15 protein-coding genes are annotated in these 16,244 nt (G+C 75.2%); 11 read left to right on the top strand and 4 right to left on the bottom strand.

From position 1 onward, the window contains the following. The first annotated feature begins 270 nt into the window (after positions 1 to 270). Positions 271 to 2,397 (top strand): PIG-L family deacetylase, encoded by a 2,127-nt coding sequence (locus AC07B0_RS02090; protein ID WP_478896239.1) that lies wholly within the window; start codon positions 271 to 273, stop codon positions 2,395 to 2,397. A 65-nt stretch (positions 2,398 to 2,462) separates the two neighbouring features. Continuing rightward, complete coding sequence (locus AC07B0_RS02085; RefSeq protein WP_469378758.1) at positions 2,463 to 2,960, top strand: hypothetical protein; 498 nt, start codon at positions 2,463 to 2,465, stop codon at positions 2,958 to 2,960. Positions 2,961 to 2,980: 20 nt separating this feature from the next. Here the strand turns inward: AC07B0_RS02085 and AC07B0_RS02080 are convergent, their stop codons facing one another. Then, the gene (locus tag AC07B0_RS02080; protein WP_478896237.1) at positions 2,981 to 4,465 is read right to left on the bottom strand and encodes a glycoside hydrolase family 15 protein; all 1,485 of its coding nucleotides are present in this window, start codon (positions 4,463 to 4,465) and stop codon (positions 2,981 to 2,983) included. Positions 4,466 to 4,739: 274 nt separating this feature from the next. Here AC07B0_RS02080 and AC07B0_RS02075 point away from each other — a divergent pair, with 274 nt between their 5' ends. The 3 genes from AC07B0_RS02075 (at position 4,740) to AC07B0_RS02065 (ending at position 8,076) form a co-directional block, all read left to right on the top strand. Next, entirely contained in the window at positions 4,740 to 6,278 is a 1,539-nt protein-coding gene (locus AC07B0_RS02075; protein WP_478896235.1) for a DUF6056 family protein, read from the top strand. A 70-nt stretch (positions 6,279 to 6,348) separates the two neighbouring features. Beyond that, complete coding sequence (locus AC07B0_RS02070) at positions 6,349 to 6,906, top strand: pyridoxamine 5'-phosphate oxidase family protein (RefSeq protein ID WP_469378764.1); 558 nt, start codon at positions 6,349 to 6,351, stop codon at positions 6,904 to 6,906. A gap of 117 nt (positions 6,907 to 7,023) precedes the next feature. Next, positions 7,024 to 8,076: a helix-turn-helix transcriptional regulator gene (locus tag AC07B0_RS02065; RefSeq protein WP_478896233.1), complete on the top strand. Its 1,053-nt coding sequence runs from the start codon at positions 7,024 to 7,026 to the stop codon at positions 8,074 to 8,076. Here AC07B0_RS02065 and AC07B0_RS02060 read toward each other — a convergent pair. Next, positions 8,067 to 9,089, bottom strand: a complete 1,023-nt coding sequence (locus AC07B0_RS02060; protein ID WP_478896231.1) for an SDR family oxidoreductase — start codon at positions 9,087 to 9,089, stop codon at positions 8,067 to 8,069. The two genes, AC07B0_RS02065 and AC07B0_RS02060, sit on opposite strands and share 10 nt — an antisense overlap. A gap of 130 nt (positions 9,090 to 9,219) precedes the next feature. Beyond that, positions 9,220 to 9,387 (bottom strand): hypothetical protein, encoded by a 168-nt coding sequence (locus AC07B0_RS02055; RefSeq protein ID WP_467292337.1) that lies wholly within the window; start codon positions 9,385 to 9,387, stop codon positions 9,220 to 9,222. A gap of 94 nt (positions 9,388 to 9,481) precedes the next feature. Here AC07B0_RS02055 and AC07B0_RS02050 point away from each other — a divergent pair, with 94 nt between their 5' ends. The 5 genes from AC07B0_RS02050 (at position 9,482) to AC07B0_RS02030 (ending at position 14,352) form a co-directional block, all read left to right on the top strand. Next, positions 9,482 to 9,667, top strand: coding sequence for a hypothetical protein (locus AC07B0_RS02050; RefSeq protein ID WP_356878163.1), 186 nt, complete (start codon positions 9,482 to 9,484; stop codon positions 9,665 to 9,667). 97 nt (positions 9,668 to 9,764) lie between these two features. Beyond that, on the top strand, positions 9,765 to 10,061 hold the full coding sequence (locus AC07B0_RS02045; protein WP_478896229.1) for a hypothetical protein: 297 nt from the start codon (positions 9,765 to 9,767) through the stop codon (positions 10,059 to 10,061). Further along, positions 10,058 to 12,376: a heavy metal translocating P-type ATPase gene (locus AC07B0_RS02040; protein WP_478896227.1), complete on the top strand. Its 2,319-nt coding sequence runs from the start codon at positions 10,058 to 10,060 to the stop codon at positions 12,374 to 12,376. Before AC07B0_RS02045 ends, AC07B0_RS02040 begins: the two co-directional genes overlap by 4 nt. Next, complete coding sequence (locus AC07B0_RS02035) at positions 12,373 to 12,927, top strand: copper chaperone PCu(A)C (RefSeq protein WP_478896225.1); 555 nt, start codon at positions 12,373 to 12,375, stop codon at positions 12,925 to 12,927. The genes AC07B0_RS02040 and AC07B0_RS02035 overlap by 4 nt, the downstream gene beginning before the upstream one ends. 60 nt (positions 12,928 to 12,987) lie before the next feature. Then, the gene (locus AC07B0_RS02030; protein WP_356878159.1) at positions 12,988 to 14,352 is read left to right on the top strand and encodes an NAD(P)/FAD-dependent oxidoreductase; all 1,365 of its coding nucleotides are present in this window, start codon (positions 12,988 to 12,990) and stop codon (positions 14,350 to 14,352) included. 8 nt (positions 14,353 to 14,360) lie between these two features. Here the strand turns inward: AC07B0_RS02030 and AC07B0_RS02025 are convergent, their stop codons facing one another. Further along, positions 14,361 to 14,858: a MarR family winged helix-turn-helix transcriptional regulator gene (locus AC07B0_RS02025; protein ID WP_356878158.1), complete on the bottom strand. Its 498-nt coding sequence runs from the start codon at positions 14,856 to 14,858 to the stop codon at positions 14,361 to 14,363. Positions 14,859 to 14,962: 104 nt separating this feature from the next. Between AC07B0_RS02025 and AC07B0_RS02020 the strand changes: the two genes are divergently transcribed. Then, positions 14,963 to 16,159: a PP2C family protein-serine/threonine phosphatase gene (locus tag AC07B0_RS02020; protein WP_478865243.1), complete on the top strand. Its 1,197-nt coding sequence runs from the start codon at positions 14,963 to 14,965 to the stop codon at positions 16,157 to 16,159. Positions 16,160 to 16,244 lie beyond the last annotated feature (85 nt).

Here is a 16,244-nt window from a genome sequence, read left to right as displayed (position 1 = left end):
GACAACGTGTGAGGCGGATCACTTCGCGGGGGCCTCCGGTCGCCCGACACGCGACGACACCCCATGACACATAGGCACAAATCACCCAAGTCGGTGATAAGCGGCATTCAACTCGGTTTCCCGTCATATGCCTCTTGAGGGTGTGTCAGTCGCAAACGCGCGAGGCATAATCTGGCCCGGTCGTCTCCGGAAGTCGTGGAGCCATCGGGGCGCCGACCCACCCTCCCCTCGGCAGAGTTCCGCACCGGACCGATCCTCAAGGCGTTCTAGATGTCCCTGGCCAGCCGCACCCGTCTCGCGGCCCTGTTCGCCGTGCTCGCCGTCGGCGCCGCCGGGGTGACGACCTGGGCCCACGGATACGGGAACGCCCAGGACGCGACCGCTCCCGAGGCACCCTTCCGCCCGAGTGTGACCGAGGGCACGGTCCTCCAGGTCGTCGCGCATCCCGACGACGACCTCTTCTTCATGAACCCCGACCTGAGCCGCTCCCTGTCCACCGGCGTCAAGGTCGCCACCGTCTACCTGACCTCCGGCGAGTCCGACGGCAGGAACGAGGCCCACAGCCCGCACCTGGAGGACCCGGCCGGCCCCGCCGACCACGCCGCCTACGCGGAGGCCCGGCAGAACGGCATACGGGCCGCCTACGCGCAGATGGCCACCGGAGACCGCGCCGCCGCCTGGCAGCGGGAGTCCATACCCACCGTCGGCGGTGGCAGCGCCGAGGTGGACGTCCTCGTCGCCCGGCCCGAGGTCAGCCTGGTCTGGATGCAGCTGCGCGAGGCCCGCAGCATCTCCGACGACAATCCGGACAGCCTCCGCGGACTGTGGGACGGCAAGGTCTCCGCCCTGGGCTCCCAGCTGACCTCCGGAACCCCGGTCAAGGGCCCCTTCTCCTACACCAAGGAGCAGGCCGTCGAGGCCATCGCCGGCGTCTTCGCGCGGTACCGGCCCACGACGATACGGACGCAGGACCCGACGCCCGGCCGCTCCCAGGGCGGCGGCGCCTTCCTCGACCACCAGGACCACATGTACGGGGCCCGCTTCGTGCAGGCCGCGGCCGAGCGCTACGCGAAGTCCGCGGACCGGCCGCACTTCTCGGTGCAGAACTACGTGAGCTATCCCAACAGCGGCCTGCCTCCGACGCTCGACCCGCAGGCGGCCGAGGAGAAGCTCGGCTACCTCAAGACCTACGCCTGGACGGACCACCAGGACTGGTGCGGCAGTCCCGCCGGCTGCGGCGACCGCAAGACCGCGACCCGGCCCACCGGCGCCGGATGGAACCAGACCATCCGCTACAGCCGGGGCGACGGCACCTCCTGGATGACCGAGGGCGCGTCCGGCCGGCTGTGGGCGTTCGCCGTCCTGGACGGCCGGATGGCGTACTGGTCGCGCAGCGGCCCCAAGGCCCCCTGGGAGGGGCCCGGGTTCCTCGCCGGCGCCGGGATCGACACCGGCGCGACGGCGGTCCGGCTGCCCGACGGCAGGCTCGCGGTGTTCGGTACCCGCACCACCCTGGGCGCCGCGCCCCAGGAGTACGCGCGCGACGTCGTGTACGCGGTCCAGGCGGCGCCGGACGGGGCGTTCGGCCCGTGGCAGTCCCTGGGCACCCCGGACACGGGGGACATATCCGACACTTCGGCGATCAGTGCGCCGGCCGTCGACGTGGACCGCGCGGGCCGGATGACGGTGTACGTACGCGACTCCGCGCGCACCCTGCGCGCCCGCGCACAGGAGACCCCCGACGGCGCCTTCGGCGCGTGGCAGTCCCTGGGCGGCGCCGCGCTCCAGGGCCAGCCGGTCACCGCGACCGACGCGGCGGGACGCCGCCACGTGTACGCGGCCACGGCCCGGACCGTGCTGGCCTGGGTCCGGCCGGCTCCGGACGCCCCGCTCGACGGCCCGTTCCCGACCGGGCTGCCGGCGACCACCGGTCCGCTCTCGGCGAGCCCCTCGGGCGACGGCGTCCGCCTCTACTTCCGCCGCCCCGGTACGGGCACCGTCGGTACGAGCCTGGCCACGGCGGGCGGGCCCGCACCGGTGTTCTCCCCGATGACCGAGGCGGGCGGCGAGGGCGGCTACGGCGCCGTCGGCGTCGCGGGCGGCCTGCTCGCGGGCCGCGCGGGCGCGGGCACGATCGGTGTGTCGGGCCCCGGCGCGACGCCGTCCTGGTACGAGTCCCAGATGCTCTACACGGGCGCGCCGGCGGCCGTCGCGGAGCCGGACGGCACGGCCGTCGCCGCGGCCCTCGGGCTGGACGCCGGACTGCACGTCACGACGGCTCCCCCCGCGGGCTCCGTCCCGGTCGGCAGCGGTCCGCCCTCCGCGCCGTGGCACCGGGCGGTCCAGCCCTCGACGTACGCGCAGGCCGGCCGCGCGGGCTCCGGGTGGCAGCGCTGACCGGTGCGGGCGAGGATGGCGGTCGGGACGAGGCCGTCCCCTGACCACCGGCGTTCGGGGCTCCCATGACCGCTTGCTCCACCGCGCGCGGGGGCGCGGGACCGGGACGGGCGACGGGTGCGGTCCGCGCCGTGGCCTGCGCCGCCGTGCTGCTGGCCCTCGCCACCGGATGCCGGGACGACACCGAGCCCGCCTGGGGGTACCCGCGGCTCGGGGCGGCCCTCGGGTCGCTGTCGCGGGCCCTGGAGGCGTCCTGTGCGGGACCGGCCTCCGAGCAGTGCGCCGCCGACCTCGACCGGCTCGCGGCACTGACGGAGCGCGCCTTCGCCGAGGTCCTCGACCACGAGCTCCTCGACTCGGCCTGCGTCGACGCCCGGAGCGAGGCGTACCGGGCGAGGGAGCTCCGCCTCGCCGCCGCCCGGGCGCTACCGCCCGGTGATCCGCACGACCTGCCCCTGGTGCGGGCGATGGCGGCGGAAAGGCTCGCCTACCTGCGCCTGCTGACCGCGCTGGAGACGATCCGCACCGCGCCGCCGCCGGGTGAGGGTACGGAACCCGTCTGAGGCCCTGGGGGCGCCGCGGTCTAAGGCCACAGCGGGGCGAGGGGTGGTGCGGGGAGCGGGGTGCCGTCCAGTGCCGTGAGGGCCAGGAGCACGATCGAGCCCGTCCACGCGAGGGGCGCGACCGCGGCGGGCCGGCCCGCCGCGTCCGCCTTCTCCGGCAGCTCGCCGAGCGGGTTCCGCTTCGACAGGACCCAGTCCAGGACCTGTCCGGCCTTCGCGGTCTTGCCCGTGGTGGCCCAGGCGAGCGCGAAGAACGCCGTACTCGGCGTCCAGGCGTTGCCGCCCCAGGGCGCCGAGGGGTCGTTGCCGGGGGTCAGGCCGCCGTTGGGGAGGAGCAGCGCCCGGTACGTGCCGTCCAGTGCCCGGGGCAGGTCGGCGGGGGCCGCGTTGAAGGGGGGTGCCAGGAACGCCACCGCGCTGTCGTGCCCGTGCCGGCCGTCGGCGGTGCGCCCGTAGCCGAGGGGGGCGAAGTGCGCGGAGACCGCGGCGGAGAGCCGCCGCGCGGCCCGGCCCCAGCGGGCCGCGTCGTCCGGCCGGCCGGTCTCGCGGGCGAGGTCCGAGGCGGCGTTGAGCCCGGCGAGCAGGGGCGCGGCCGTGCCGATGTTCGTGGTGGTCGTCATCAGCTCCCAGTAGTCGGGGGAGGCCGGGGGCAGTCCGTCCGTCCGCAGGGAGCCCGCCGCGTGGTCGGCGGCCTTGCGGATCATCGGGTAGAGCGTGGTCAGCCGGGCCTGGCGGGTGGCCCAGGGGGCCGTCCGGTACCACTGCCAGGTGGCCCAGGGGACCCAGCCGTTGGCGTCGAGCTGCCATCTCCTGCGGTCGGGCGGGCCGGATCCGTCGAGCTTCGTCCGCGCCTCCCAGGTGCCGTCCGCGCGCTGGGTGGCGGCGGTGTGGAGCAGGATGCGGTAGGCCTCGGCGTCGTGGCCGGTGTGGGCGAAGGCGGCGGAGACGAAGCTGGAGTCGCGCGGCCAGGAGTACTGCCAGCCCGGACTCCATCCCGCGGCCACGGCGCCGTTCGGCCGGAGCAGGGCGCGCAGGGACAGCAGGGCCCGTTCGGCCGCGGCCCGCTGCGCGGGCGTCGTGCCCGGGATCCGGCCGGAGCCCAGCCAGGCGCGGCTCTGCGCGATCTGCAGCCGTGCGGGCGGATGGCCGGGGGCGACCACCACGGACGTCGTCCCGGCGGCGGGCAGGTACATCCACCGACCGGACGCCAGCAGCAGGACGTTGCTCCCCCGGACGTACCGCGCGCCCGTGGCCACGGACCGCGGAACGCCTTCGACGGCGGTCGTGTTGGACAGGAGGCCGACGGAGGGGGCGGCGGCCATCGCCTGGGGTGCGTAACTGCCCTCGGCCTCGCCCCGGCTCTGGTGGCCCACGGGGCGGACGAGCACCGGCCGTGCCGTGCCTCCGTCCCGCCCCACGGGGTGGCCGGCCGTACACGCGGGTACGGCGACGCTCGCCAGGGCCGCCGTGACGACCGCCCAGCGGCCGAGCGGGACACGGGGCATCGCGGGCACTCCCTCCGCCGGGCGCGTACGGGCGCGGACCCGGCTTCCCCATCCTGGGAGAGCCGGACGGAGACCGCCACGGAAGGCCCGCCGCCCGGGTGAGGCGGGCGGTCCGCAGGGGCGGGAGGGCGCGTACCCGGCCTGGCCCACCCGGGATGCCGGGGGCGGGGAGCCGTGCACATCATGGGTGTTCGCGGGCCCGTGCGGTCACCGCGGCCGACGGGGGCGCGCCCTCCGTCCCTCCCGGCCGGGCCCCGCTGCGAAGGGGTGGTGAATGAGCACTGCTGCGGACGGGGGCGAGGACGTCCAGCCCCCTCCTTCCGCGGTGGGCCGGGGAACCGTCCGCCGCCCCCTCCTGGGCGGGATCCTGCCCGCGGCCGGGGCGGTGCTCGTCGCGGCGGCCGGCGCCCTGGTCGCCGTCGGATGCTTCCTCGGCCTCTACGTACGTCCCACGTCGGACGACTGGTGCGCCGCGTGGAAGACCCGTGACCTGGGGGTCCTCGGCATCACCTCCGATTTCTACCTGACCCAGAACGGCCGGATCGCGAACGCCTTCCTCAGCGGTGTCGTCTACGGCGAGGGACCGGCCGGGACGAAGGTGCTGCCGACGGTCATCGCCGTGGCCTTCACCGTCGGACTGGTCCTGCTGGGCCGTCACTTCGTCCGTTTCCTGGGCGGCCGGCCCCGGGTGCTGGTCCTGACCGCCTGCGCCCTCGTCATCCAGGCGCTGCTCTACTTCGCGGGGACCCGCAGCTACCAGGTACTGCTGTGGGCCCCCGCCACGATCTCCCACACCGTCCCGAGCGTCATCGGCGTGTGGGCGCTGCTGCTGGCCGTGCGGACGGTGAACGATCCGCGTGCCGTCGTCCGCCGGGCCGGCCTCGTCTCGGCGTTCCTGATCGCATTCGCGCTAGGCACCCTGAGCGAGCCGTTCGCGCTCGTCAGCGGGCTGCTCGCCGCCCTGGTCGGGCTGCTGTGCCTGCCCCGCCTCGGTCTGGCGCGCGACCGGCGTCCGTTCACCTGGTGCCTGCTCTGGTGCTCCGGTCTCGTCTGCGGTCTGGCCGTGCTGTACAGCTCCCCCGGCGCCCGGTGGCGCCGGGCCCAGCAGCCGGACAAGGAGTCGCTGCTCTCCGCGGGCGAACTCAAGGGCACCTTCGAGGACTGGCTGCACATGTGGGACTCCGTCACCGGCCAGTGGGCCTACCTCGGAGCCGCCGCCGTCGGTGTGCTGCTGGGCCTGGCGTGCGGGCTCCGCGGACCCTCGCGCGGGCACCGGGAGCCGCGCCGGGCCGTCCCGCGCAAGGCGCTGACCGCCCTGCTGCTGCTCCCGGTGCCCGTGGTGGTGCTGGGCTCGTTCGCGGTGGCGGTGGGCCTGCGCAGCGGATACGGCCCGGGCGGGTGGACGTACGCGCGTACGTGGACGAGCTTCCTCGTGCCGATGTTGCTGGCGCTCTGCGGCTACGGGGCGCTGCTCGGGGCGCGGGGCGGGCGATGGCTCGCGGACCGGCGCCCCGCCGGCGCGGTCCTGGTGACCTGCGCCGTGGCGGCAGGCTGCCTGACGCTGGCGTCGGTGGCCGCGCTCGTCCCGAACGTCCAGCGGCTCACGACCGAGACGGTCACCCGTTCCGTGGCGTGGGACGCCCAGAACTCCCGCATCCGCGCCGAGGCCGCGCGGGGGGCCACGGACGTGGGCTACCGGCCCCTGTACATCGGATCGCTCGCCGAGCCGTTCTTCACGCGGACCTACGACCGGGACTGGGTCGCCGCCTGCATGTCGAAGTGGTACGGCGTCGACCGGATCCACCGCCGCTGAACCGTGCCCGCTTCGCCGATGAGTCCGGCGCCCCGGGCCGGTCACCATGGAGAGAGGAAGGAGATCCGCCATGCAGACGCACGGATCCGCCCAGCAGCCCACGGCCGAGCTCGACGCCCGCTACAGCTCGGCGCTCAACCCCCGCCCGGGTGCCGAGGAGGTCACCGCCACCGACTGGGCCGAGGCCCTGCGGCAGCTGGACGCCGCCGAGATCTTCTGGGTGTCCACGGTGCGGCCCGACGGCCGGCTGCACGTCACTCCCGTGATCGCCGCCTGGCACGACGGCGTCCTGTACTTCTCCACCGGCAAGACGGAGCAGAAGGCGCGCAACCTCGCCCACGACGGGCACTGCGCGCTGACCACGGGCGGGAACTCCCTCACCGAGGGCCTCGACCTCGTGGTCGAGGGCGAGGCGGAGGAGGTCGCCGACCGGGCGTTGCTGGAGGAGGTGATCGCGGCGTACGAGACGAAGTACGGGGCGCACATCACCTCGCCCGAGGGCACCTTCCACGGGATGGGGGACTCGTTCCGGCGGGGGGAGGCGGTGGTGTTCGCGGTGGCCCCGGCCACGGCGTACGGCTTCGGCCGGGACGACGGGGTCTACTCCCACACGCGGTGGACGTTCTGAGCGCCGGCGCGGAGCGGTTCCGCCCGGGCGCCGGCTCCCGGCAGTTCGCCGGCTCCCGGCTGTTCGCCGGCTTCCGCCCGGGCGCCGGAGGGGCGCCGGATCCACGATCATGAGGTCATGCGCGCCGCCCGCCTGATCCGCATGGCCCTCCTCGTCCAGTCGAGCCCCGGCCTGACCGCCGCCGCGCTCGCCCGCGAGCTGGAGGTCTCCGAGCGCACCGTGATCCGCGACGCCCAGGCCCTTCAGGAGGCGGGCGTCCCCATCCGGTCGGAGCTCGGCCGCACGGGCGGCTACCACCTGGCACCGGGCCACCGGACCCGGCTGACCACGCTCCACCCCAGCGAGGCGGAGACGCTCTACCTGTCCGGGCTGCCCGGCGCCCTGCGCGACCTCGGCCTCTCGGACGCGGCGGGCACGGCCCGGCTGAAGCTGGCGGCCACCATGCTGCCGTCCCTGCGCGCGGCGGCCGAGTCGTCGGCGCGCCGTTTCCACCTCGACGCCCCGGCCTGGTTCCGCGAGCCGTCGGCGCCGGAACTGCTGCCCGAGCTGGCCCGCGCCGTGTGGTCGGACCGCACCGTCGAGCTGACGTACGCGCGGCCGGCCCGGGACGACGGCGCGCCGCCCCGCACGGTGACCCGGCAGGTGGAGCCGTACGGGCTCGTCCTGAAGGCGGGGGTCTGGTACGTCGTGGGCCGGGTCCCGGGCGAGGGGGCGGACGGGACCGGCGCCGGTGCCTGGCGCACCTACCGCGTCGACCGCGTCACGGCCCTCGCCCCCGCCCCCGGGGCGGACGGCGCCTTCGTGCCCTTCGTCCGTGACCCGTCCTTCGACCTGGCCGCGCACTGGCAGGCCCACTCCGCCGGGTTCGCCCGGGCGCTGCTGCGCACGACCGTCACCCTGCGGCTCACCGGGCAGGGCCTGCGGCGCCTGCCCGCCGTGGCGGACCCGGCCGGCATCGGTGACGCGCTGGCCTCCGCGAGCGCGCCGGACGCGGCCGGGCGCGTCACGCTCGACCTGCCGGTGGAGTCCGAGGACGTCGCCTTCGGCCAGCTGACCGGGCTGGGCGCGGACGCGGAGGTCCTGGCCCCGGAGGGCCTGCGGGCCCGCCTCCGCGAGCACGCGCGGGCCCTGGCCGCCCTGTACGGCGCGGGGCCGGAGGATCAGCGGTAGTCGTCGGGTGAGGCGTCCTTCCCGCCGTACTCGACCTCCTCGAAGTACCCCCAGGCGTCCGGCCGGCTGCCGTCGACGTCCCGGACGTCGTAGGTCCGGGCGAGCTCCCCGCTGGAGGTGGACTTCCCGTTCCAGCGGGCGGCCCGGTCCGGGTCGGCGGCGAGCGCGGCGACCGCGCGGGCGAGGTAGTGCGGGGACTCGGCGATGCCGAAGCTCGGCTCCTGGGCGACGGCGTCGCGCCAGTTCTCCTCGGTCACACCGAAGTGGGCGAGCATCTGCTCCGAGCGCAGGAAGCCCGGCGTGACGGCGACCGCGGTGCCCCCGTACTCGGCGAGCTCCTCGCCCAGCCCGAAGGCGATCCGGATCGGGGCGTTCTTGGCGAGGTCGTAGTAGAGGTTCTCGCGGTAGCGGCGGTTGGAGACGGCCGTGCCGTCGGTGACCTCCACGTGCAGGGGCGCGTCCGAGCGGATCAGGAGCGGCAGGGCGAGGGCCGCGGTGATCACGTGTGAACGCACTCCGAGTTCGAGGATGCGCAGGCCGTCGGCGAGCGGCGTCTCCCAGCTCTTCTTTCCGAAGACCGAACCGGAGAGGAGGTGTTCGCCGCCCCACAGGTCGTTGACGAGGATGTCGAGCCGGCCCTGCTCGCGGTCGATCCGCTCGACGAGGGCGCGTACGCGGTCCTCGTCGAGGTGGTCGGTGGGGACGGCGATGCCCGTGCCACCGGCCGCCGTGACCAGTTCCGCGGTCTCCTCGATGGTCTCCGTGGCCCGGCCGACCTCGCTGACGTGCTCGCGCGTGGTGCGGCCGGTGACGTAGACGGTGGCGCCGGCGCGGCCGATTTCGACGGCGAGGGCGCGTCCGGCACCGCGGGTCGCACCGGCGACGAGGGCGATCCGCCCGGCGAGCGGGCCCGGCCGGTGGGCGTGCCCGGCGTCCTGGGTGTCCGCGCTCGTGCTCGCGCTCGTGCTCGGGCTCGCGTCCGTGTTCGTGTTCGGGTCCGTGTTGGTTCGCATGTCACCACGGTGCACGTCAAAGGTGACAGTTCCCGTCACCCTTTACGGAATGTTCCGCGCCCCGCCGGCCCGGCGCAGCGGATGCCCGGCCGGGTGGTCGGCGCCGGCCGGGCACCCGGATCGGGGTGCGTCACGAAGCGTCGTAGGGATCCCGGCCGTCGTCTTCGGGATCGAGGGGAAGGTCGTCGTCGTCGCGTCGCCGTGCGTCGTCGTCGACGGCGCCGTCGGTGAGCGCGTCGTGCGTGCCGCCCATCGGGTGCTCCTTGATGCTCCAGCGGTCAGCGGTCGAGGTCTCCAAACTGACACGGAAAGTCACAGAGCGCACACTGGGGTGACACACGGAGTGACAGCCGGGTGCTCCGCACCCGATCCGTTTCCCCTAGGAGCGCAGCGTGCCGGAACGACCGCAGAACCAGTACCACACCGCCATCTCCGTCGTCCCTCCCGGCGACACGCGGGCCGTCACGCTGCCCCGCGAAGCCGCTCCGGTCCCGGCCGTCCGCCCGCTCGCCGCCGGTGACTACTGGTTCCACGTCGACACCGCCGCCGGGCCCCGGGGCGGCCGCCGCACCGGCTGAACACCGGCGGGAACTCTTCGCAGCCCTACGACGACCACGTGCCCGGAGCCCGCCGGGTGGGGGTTCCGCGTTCGCATCCTCGAACCAGGGAACGTCGATGGCCGAAGAGCAACTGTCCGCAGCCCAGGCGTCCACGAGCAGCCGGCGGTGGGTGCCGCCACCGGCCCTGACCGGGTTCGTCCTGCTGCTGGCGGCCGTGTTCGCCCTGTCCTACGGGGTCGGCGCGGCCGCCGGTCCGGTGGCTCCCGGCATGCGCCCGGATCGCACCGGCTCCCCCGGGGACTCCGTTCCGCACGGCGGGATGGACGGCGGGACGGACGGCGGGACGGACGGCGGGACGGACGGCGGGACGGACGGCGCCGACGGGGCGGGCCCGGGCGGGGGTGCGCGATGACGGCGGACACCGCGGACGCGGCGCGGACCGCCCTGACGACGACCGACCTGGCCGTCGGCGGCATGACCTGTGCGGCCTGCGTGAACCGGGTGGAGAAGCGGCTGGCCCGGCTCGACGGCGTGACGGCCACCGTCAACCTCGCCACCGGCCGGGCCCGGGTACGTCACCCGGCGCAGGTCACCGCCGAGGAGCTGGTGGCCGCCGTCGAGCGCGCCGGCTGTACGGCGCGGCCGCTGCCGCCGGCCGCGCCGGCCGACGGCGGCTCCGTACCGGAGCCGGCCGCGGCACCGCCGGCTCCGGCGCCGCCGCACGACGACGCCCCCGACCCCCGGCGGCTGCTGATCACCACCGCGCTCTGCCTGCCGGTCCTCGTGCTGTCGATGGCGCCCGCCCTCCAGTTCCGTTCCTGGCAGTGGCTGTGCCTCGTACTCGCCGCCCCCGTGGTGGCCTGGAGCGCCTGGCCCTTCCACGTGCGGGCGGCACGCGGGCTGCGGCACTCGGCGGCGACCATGGACACGCTGGTCTCCCTCGGGGTCCTCGCGTCGTTCTGCTGGTCCCTGTACGCGCTGTTCCTGGGCGGTGCGGGCGAGCCGGACATGCGGATGCCGTTCACGCTCCTGCCCTCGGCGGGCTCCGACGTCGCGCACGTCTACCTCGAAGCCGCGGTCGGCGTCCCCCTGTTCGTCCTGACCGGACGCCACCTGGAGGCGAGGGCCCGGCGCGGCACCGGCGCCGCGCTGCGTTCCCTGGCCGGACTGGCGGCCAAGGACGTGACCGTGCGGGAGGACGGCCGGGAACGCAGGCTGCCGATCGAACGGCTGGTGCCGGGGCAGGAGTTCGTCGTCCGGCCCGGTGAACGGGTCGCCACCGACGGCGTGGTGGTCTCGGGCAGCTCGGCCCTCGACCTCTCCCTGGTCACCGGGGAGAGCGATCCCGTCGAGGTGGGCCCGGGCCGGTCGGTGGTCGGCGGCGCCGTCAACGCGGGAGGGCTGCTGCTCGTACGCGCCACCGCGGTCGGCGCCGACACCCGGCTCGCCCGGATCACGCACCTGGTCGCCGAGGCCCAGGCGGGGAAGGCGCGCGCCCAGCGCCTGGCCGACAAGGTGGCGGGCGTCTTCGTACCCGTCGTCCTCACCCTGGCCGTCACGGTCCTCGGCTTCTGGCTGGGCGCGGGCGCGGATCCGCAGTCGGCGGTCACGGCGGCCGTGGCGATCCTCGTCGTCGCCTGCCCCTGCGCCCTGGGCCTGGCCACCCCCACCGCGCTCATGGCCGCCACCGGGCGGGGCGCCGGGCTCGGCATCCTGGTCAGGGGGCCGCGGGCGCTGGAGACCCTGCGGCACGTCGACGTGATCGTCCTGGACAAGACCGGCACCCTGACCACCGGCCGCATGTCCGTCGTACGGGTGACCCCGGCCGACGGCGGTACTGGCCGGGACGCGGCCGTGCGGCTGGCCGGGGCGGTGGAGCAGGGCTCCGAGCACCCGCTGGGCCGGGCCGTCGTCGCGTACGCGAGGCAGGCGGCGCCCGGTGCGCGGCTGCCCGGGGTCACCGGCTTCCGGGCCACCCCGGGCGCGGGCGTCACCGGTGTCGTCGAAGGCCGGCGGGTCGAGGTGGGCGCCCCGGGGAACGGTCTGTCCGGCGCGCTGGCGGCGGGTCTGGCCGAGGCGGAGGCCGCCGCGCTGACACCGGTCCTGGTCCGGGTGGACGGCGTCGACGCGGCCCTCCTCGCAGTGGGGGACGCCCTGCGGCCCGGCAGTCACCGGGCCGTGGACGGGCTGCGGCGACTGGGTGTGGAGCCGGTCCTGGCCACCGGCGACCGCGGGGCGACCGCCCGGGCCGTCGCCTCGGAGCTCGGCATCACGCGGGTGCGGGCGGGCTGCACGCCCGAGGACAAGGCGGCGCTGGTACGGGAGTTGAAGGACGGGGGCCGCCGGGTCGCCGTCATCGGGGACGGGGTCAACGACGCCGCGGCCCTGGCCGACGCCGACCTCGGTATCGCGATGGGCAGCGGTACGGACGTGGCGATCGGGGCCGCCGACGTGACGCTGGTGCGGGGCGACATCGAGGCGGTCTCCGACGCGGTCCGCCTCGCCCGCCGCACGCTGGCGACGATCCGCCTCAACCTCGTCTGGGCGTTCGGCTACAACGCGGTCACCCTCCCGCTGGCCGCCGTGGGGTGGCTGAACCCGATGGTCGCCGCCGCGGCGATGTCCGCCAGTTCGGTCCTCGTCGTCGCCAACAGCCTGCGCCTGCGCACCTGGCAGCCGGCCCCGAAACGCCTCGCCGCCCCCGTACGAAAGGACTTCGGACGATGACCGGTTCCCCCGCGCCCACCACGACAGGGGCAACGGCGGCGTCACCGACCGCGGACGGGTGGCGCGCCGGCCGCGGGCGCCTGCGCGACGGGGTGACGGCCGCGCTCGTCCCCGCACTGGCCTGTCTGGCGGCTCTGGTCGGCCTGACGGCCTGGACCACGACGGGGGCCGCGGGCAGTCCGCCCCGGATCGAGCCCGGCGTCGCGCACCTCCTCCTCCCCGCCGCGGACGGGGGGCGCACCACCGCGTTCTTCCGGATCACGAACACCGGCGGCGCCGAAGACCAGTTGGTCTCCGTCAGCTCCCCGGCCGCCGAGGACCTCGTGCTGAACCGGCACGTGCGGGCCGGCGGGGGTGCCGGTACGACGCGCACGGTGCCGTCGGTGACCGTCCCGGCGGGCCGCACCGTGACCATGACGCCGAACTCCGTGGACGTGCTGATGACGGTGAAGGGCCGCCTGCGGGAGGGGGACACCGTCCCGTTCGTCCTGCGCTTCCGCCGCAGCGGGCCGGTGGACGCCGTGGCGTTCGTGGTGCGGCCCGGCAGCTGAAACCCGCCGGACTGGGCAGGGGGGCAGGTGACGTGGCGGCCCCGAGAAAGGACGGAAACCGTGACACGACCGAGGATCCTCGTGGTGGGCGCAGGCTTCGCCGGAGTGGAGTGCGTACGCCGTCTGGAGCGCAGGCTGTCCCCCGGCGAGGCCGACATCTCCGTGGTCACACCGAACTCCTACCAGCTGTACCTGCCCCTGCTCCCCCAGGTGGCCTCCGGTGTCCTGACGCCGCAGTCCATCGCCGTCTCCCTGCGCCGCAGCAGCCGGCACCGGACCCGGATCGTGCCCGGGGCGGCGATCGGCGTCGACACCAAGGCCAAGGTCTGCATCGTCCGCAAGATCACCGGTGAGGTGACCGACCACGCGTACGACCACCTCGTGCTGGCGCCCGGCAGCGTCACGCGCACCTTCGACGTCCCCGGGCTGCTGGAGCACGCCCGGGGCATGAAGACCCTCGCCGAGGCCGCGTACCTGCGCGACCACGTCATCGCGCAGCTCGACCTGGCGGACGCGAGCCAGGACGAGGCGGAGCGGGCCGCCCGGCTGTGCTTCGTCGTGGTCGGCGGCGGGTACGCGGGCACCGAGACGGCGGCGTGCCTCCAGCGCCTGACCGACCACGCGGTGAAGCGCTACCCGAGGCTGGACCGCCGCCAGATCAGCTGGCACCTCCTGGACATGGCGCCCAAGCTGATGCCCGAACTCGGGGACTCGCTGGGGCGCACGGCCCTGGACATCATGCGCCGCCGCGGCATCCAGGTGTCGCTGGGGGTGAGCGTCGCCAAGGCGGGGCCCGAGGAGGTGACGCTGACCGACGGGCGCGTCCTGCCCAGCCGGACCCTCATCTGGACCGCCGGCGTGGCCGCGAGTCCGCTGATCGGCACGATGGACGCGGAGACCGAACGGGGGCGCCTGGTGGTGACCCCGGAGATGACGGTGCCGGACGCGCCCGGCGTCTTCGCCCTCGGGGACGCGGCGGCGGTACCGGACCTCGCCCAGGGCGGGAGCGGTGCGATCTGCCCGCCCACGGCGCAGCACGCCCTGCGGCAGGGCCGCACGCTGGCCGACAACGTGATCGCCTCGCTGCGGCACCGGCCGCTGCGCCCGTACGTGCACAAGGACCTCGGTCTGGTGGTCGACCTCGGGGGCACCGACGCCGTGTCCAAGCCGCTGGGCATCCCGCTGCGCGGCCTCCCCGCCCAGGCGGTGGCCCGCGGGTACCACTGGTCGGCGCTGCGCACGAACGTGGCCAAGACGCGGGTCATGACGAACTGGCTGCTCAACGCCGTCGCCGGGGACGACTTCGTACGCACGGGCTTCCAGTCCGCGAAGCCGCCCACGCTGCGGGAGTTCGAGCAGACCGACAGCTACCTGACACCGGCTCAGGTGCGGGAGCACACGCGGGGCCTGCGCACCGCCGGCTGAACCGCCGCTCAGGCGGTCCGGGCCGCCAGGCCGTCCGGGGACGGCAGCCGCAGCGGGCCGGCGACGGCCGTGCGGAAGTCGGTCAGTCCGACGGCGAGGGCGGCCCGGGACGCGGCCGGCATGGCGGCCATCGCTTCGGTCAGGGCCTCTTCCCGGCGCGCCCGCAGCTGTCCGAGGTACTTGCGGCCCGCCGGCGTCAGCTCCAGCCGCAGTTCGCGGCGGTCGTCGGGCCGCGTGCGCCGCTCCAGGAACCCGGCGGCCTGGAGGCGGTCGCACAGCCGGGTCACCGACGGCGGAGCCGCCCCCAGCAGCTCTCCGAGCATCCGCAGGTTCATCTCCTCGTTCCGCTCGATGAGGAAGAGGACCCTGGCCTGGGCGGAGGAGACGGGCGGGGCGGAGACCGTCTCGCGGCCCCGCTCCCAGACGATCTCCAGCAGTTCGATGAGATCGCTCATCCCGGCGACCGCCGTCGTGGCGCGGGGGGAGTGGATCGGCCCCTGGCTCATGTGACACTCCCTACCGGACGGACGAGGTGCCCGTCCCCCGGCGGACCCGGCGGCTTCGTGGCACCCCCATCTAAACAGTTCCGAGAGAGGCAGGACCCGAGCCGGTGGCACGACCCGAGGCAGTGGAGCACATTCTGCGGCATGCCGCGCCGCACGAACTCTTCGACGAGGTACGGCAGGTCCTGTACCGCCGGTACGGCGCGCACGCCGCCGAACTGCTGATGGCCGACTACGCCCTGGACAGCCTCCGGCCGGTCACGGGGGCCGCGGACGGCGCCGAGCCGGTGCCGGTGCGCACCAGTGCCGCGGGCCGGGCCTTCGGCTCGCAGGAGGCCCACGTGGTCGCCCGGGGATCCGAGGTGACCGTCCACCTGCCGGTGAGCGTGCGCGGGGACCGGCTGGCGGTGCTGAGCGTGGACTTCCCGGCGGACGCGTACGCGCCCGGGCTCCTCGGGGAGCTGCGGGAGGTGGCCGACGCCCTGGCGCACGCGATCCTCGTCGCCGACCGGGACACCGACCTGTTCCTCCGGGCGCGGCGGGCCACCCGGCTCACGCTCGCCGCGGAGATGCAGTGGGAGCTCCTGCCGGGCCGTTCCTGTACCCGGCCCGAGTACGCGCTCGGCGGCCACCTGGAGCCCGCCTACGCCATCTACGGGGACAGCTTCGACTGGTCGGCCTCCGCCGAGCACCTCACGCTGACCGTCAACAACGGGATGGGCGAGGGGATCGACGCGGCCCTGCTGACCAGCCTCGCCGTCAGTGCCCTGCGCAACGCCCGCCGGGGCGGTCTCTCCCTCGTCGACCAGGCCTCGCTGGCGGACCAGGCCGTCTACGGCCAGTACCAGGGGCGCCTGCACCTGGCGATGCTGCTGCTCCGCTTCTGCCTGCGCACCGGCGAGGTGGAGGTCATCGACGCGGGATCGCCCCGGATCTGGCGGCTCCGGCAGGGTGCGGTGGAGGCCGTGGAGCTGGAGGCCCAGCTCCCGCTCGGCATGTTCGAGGACACCGTCTACGCCTGCCAGCGCTTCCGGGTACTGCCCGGCGACCGGCTGTTCTTCCTGAGCGACGGGGTCTACGACGTCCTCTCCCCCGGCGGGGAACCGTACAGCCGGCGCGCACTGGCCCGGGCCATCACGAACACCCGGCTGCTGCCGCCCGCGCAGGTGCCCCAGGCGGTCCTGGAGGAGCTCGCCGGACACCGGGGCGAGGTCCGGGCCTCGGACGACGCCATGGTGGTCTGCCTGGACTGGCACGGCCGGGCCGGGGCAGAAGGGCCCGGGGACGGCGCGCAGGATAATTGACCGGTTCAAATATTGCCTAACGGCAAATGATCATTCTAAGCTCACCTCCGACGCAACCGGGCGTCCCCCGGGCGTCCGCGCTCCG

This window comes from Streptomyces sp. NPDC044704, from assembly GCF_056433525.1.
The sequence above is the reverse complement of the archived record's forward strand: the minus strand, read 5'-3'. Positions and strand labels throughout refer to the sequence as shown.

Coding starts and splice junctions, on each gene's coding strand:
- AC07B0_RS02090 (WP_478896239.1), top strand. CDS start 271: ATGTCCCTGGCCAGCCGCACCCGTCTCGCGGCCCTGTTCGCCGTGCTC.
- AC07B0_RS02085 (WP_469378758.1), top strand. CDS start 2,463: ATGACCGCTTGCTCCACCGCGCGCGGGGGCGCGGGACCGGGACGGGCG.
- AC07B0_RS02080 (WP_478896237.1), bottom strand. CDS start 4,465: ATGCCCCGTGTCCCGCTCGGCCGCTGGGCGGTCGTCACGGCGGCCCTG.
- AC07B0_RS02075 (WP_478896235.1), top strand. CDS start 4,740: ATGAGCACTGCTGCGGACGGGGGCGAGGACGTCCAGCCCCCTCCTTCC.
- AC07B0_RS02070 (WP_469378764.1), top strand. CDS start 6,349: ATGCAGACGCACGGATCCGCCCAGCAGCCCACGGCCGAGCTCGACGCC.
- AC07B0_RS02065 (WP_478896233.1), top strand. CDS start 7,024: ATGCGCGCCGCCCGCCTGATCCGCATGGCCCTCCTCGTCCAGTCGAGC.
- AC07B0_RS02060 (WP_478896231.1), bottom strand. CDS start 9,089: ATGCGAACCAACACGGACCCGAACACGAACACGGACGCGAGCCCGAGC.
- AC07B0_RS02045 (WP_478896229.1), top strand. CDS start 9,765: ATGGCCGAAGAGCAACTGTCCGCAGCCCAGGCGTCCACGAGCAGCCGG.
- AC07B0_RS02040 (WP_478896227.1), top strand. CDS start 10,058: ATGACGGCGGACACCGCGGACGCGGCGCGGACCGCCCTGACGACGACC.
- AC07B0_RS02035 (WP_478896225.1), top strand. CDS start 12,373: ATGACCGGTTCCCCCGCGCCCACCACGACAGGGGCAACGGCGGCGTCA.
- AC07B0_RS02025 (WP_356878158.1), bottom strand. CDS start 14,858: ATGAGCCAGGGGCCGATCCACTCCCCCCGCGCCACGACGGCGGTCGCC.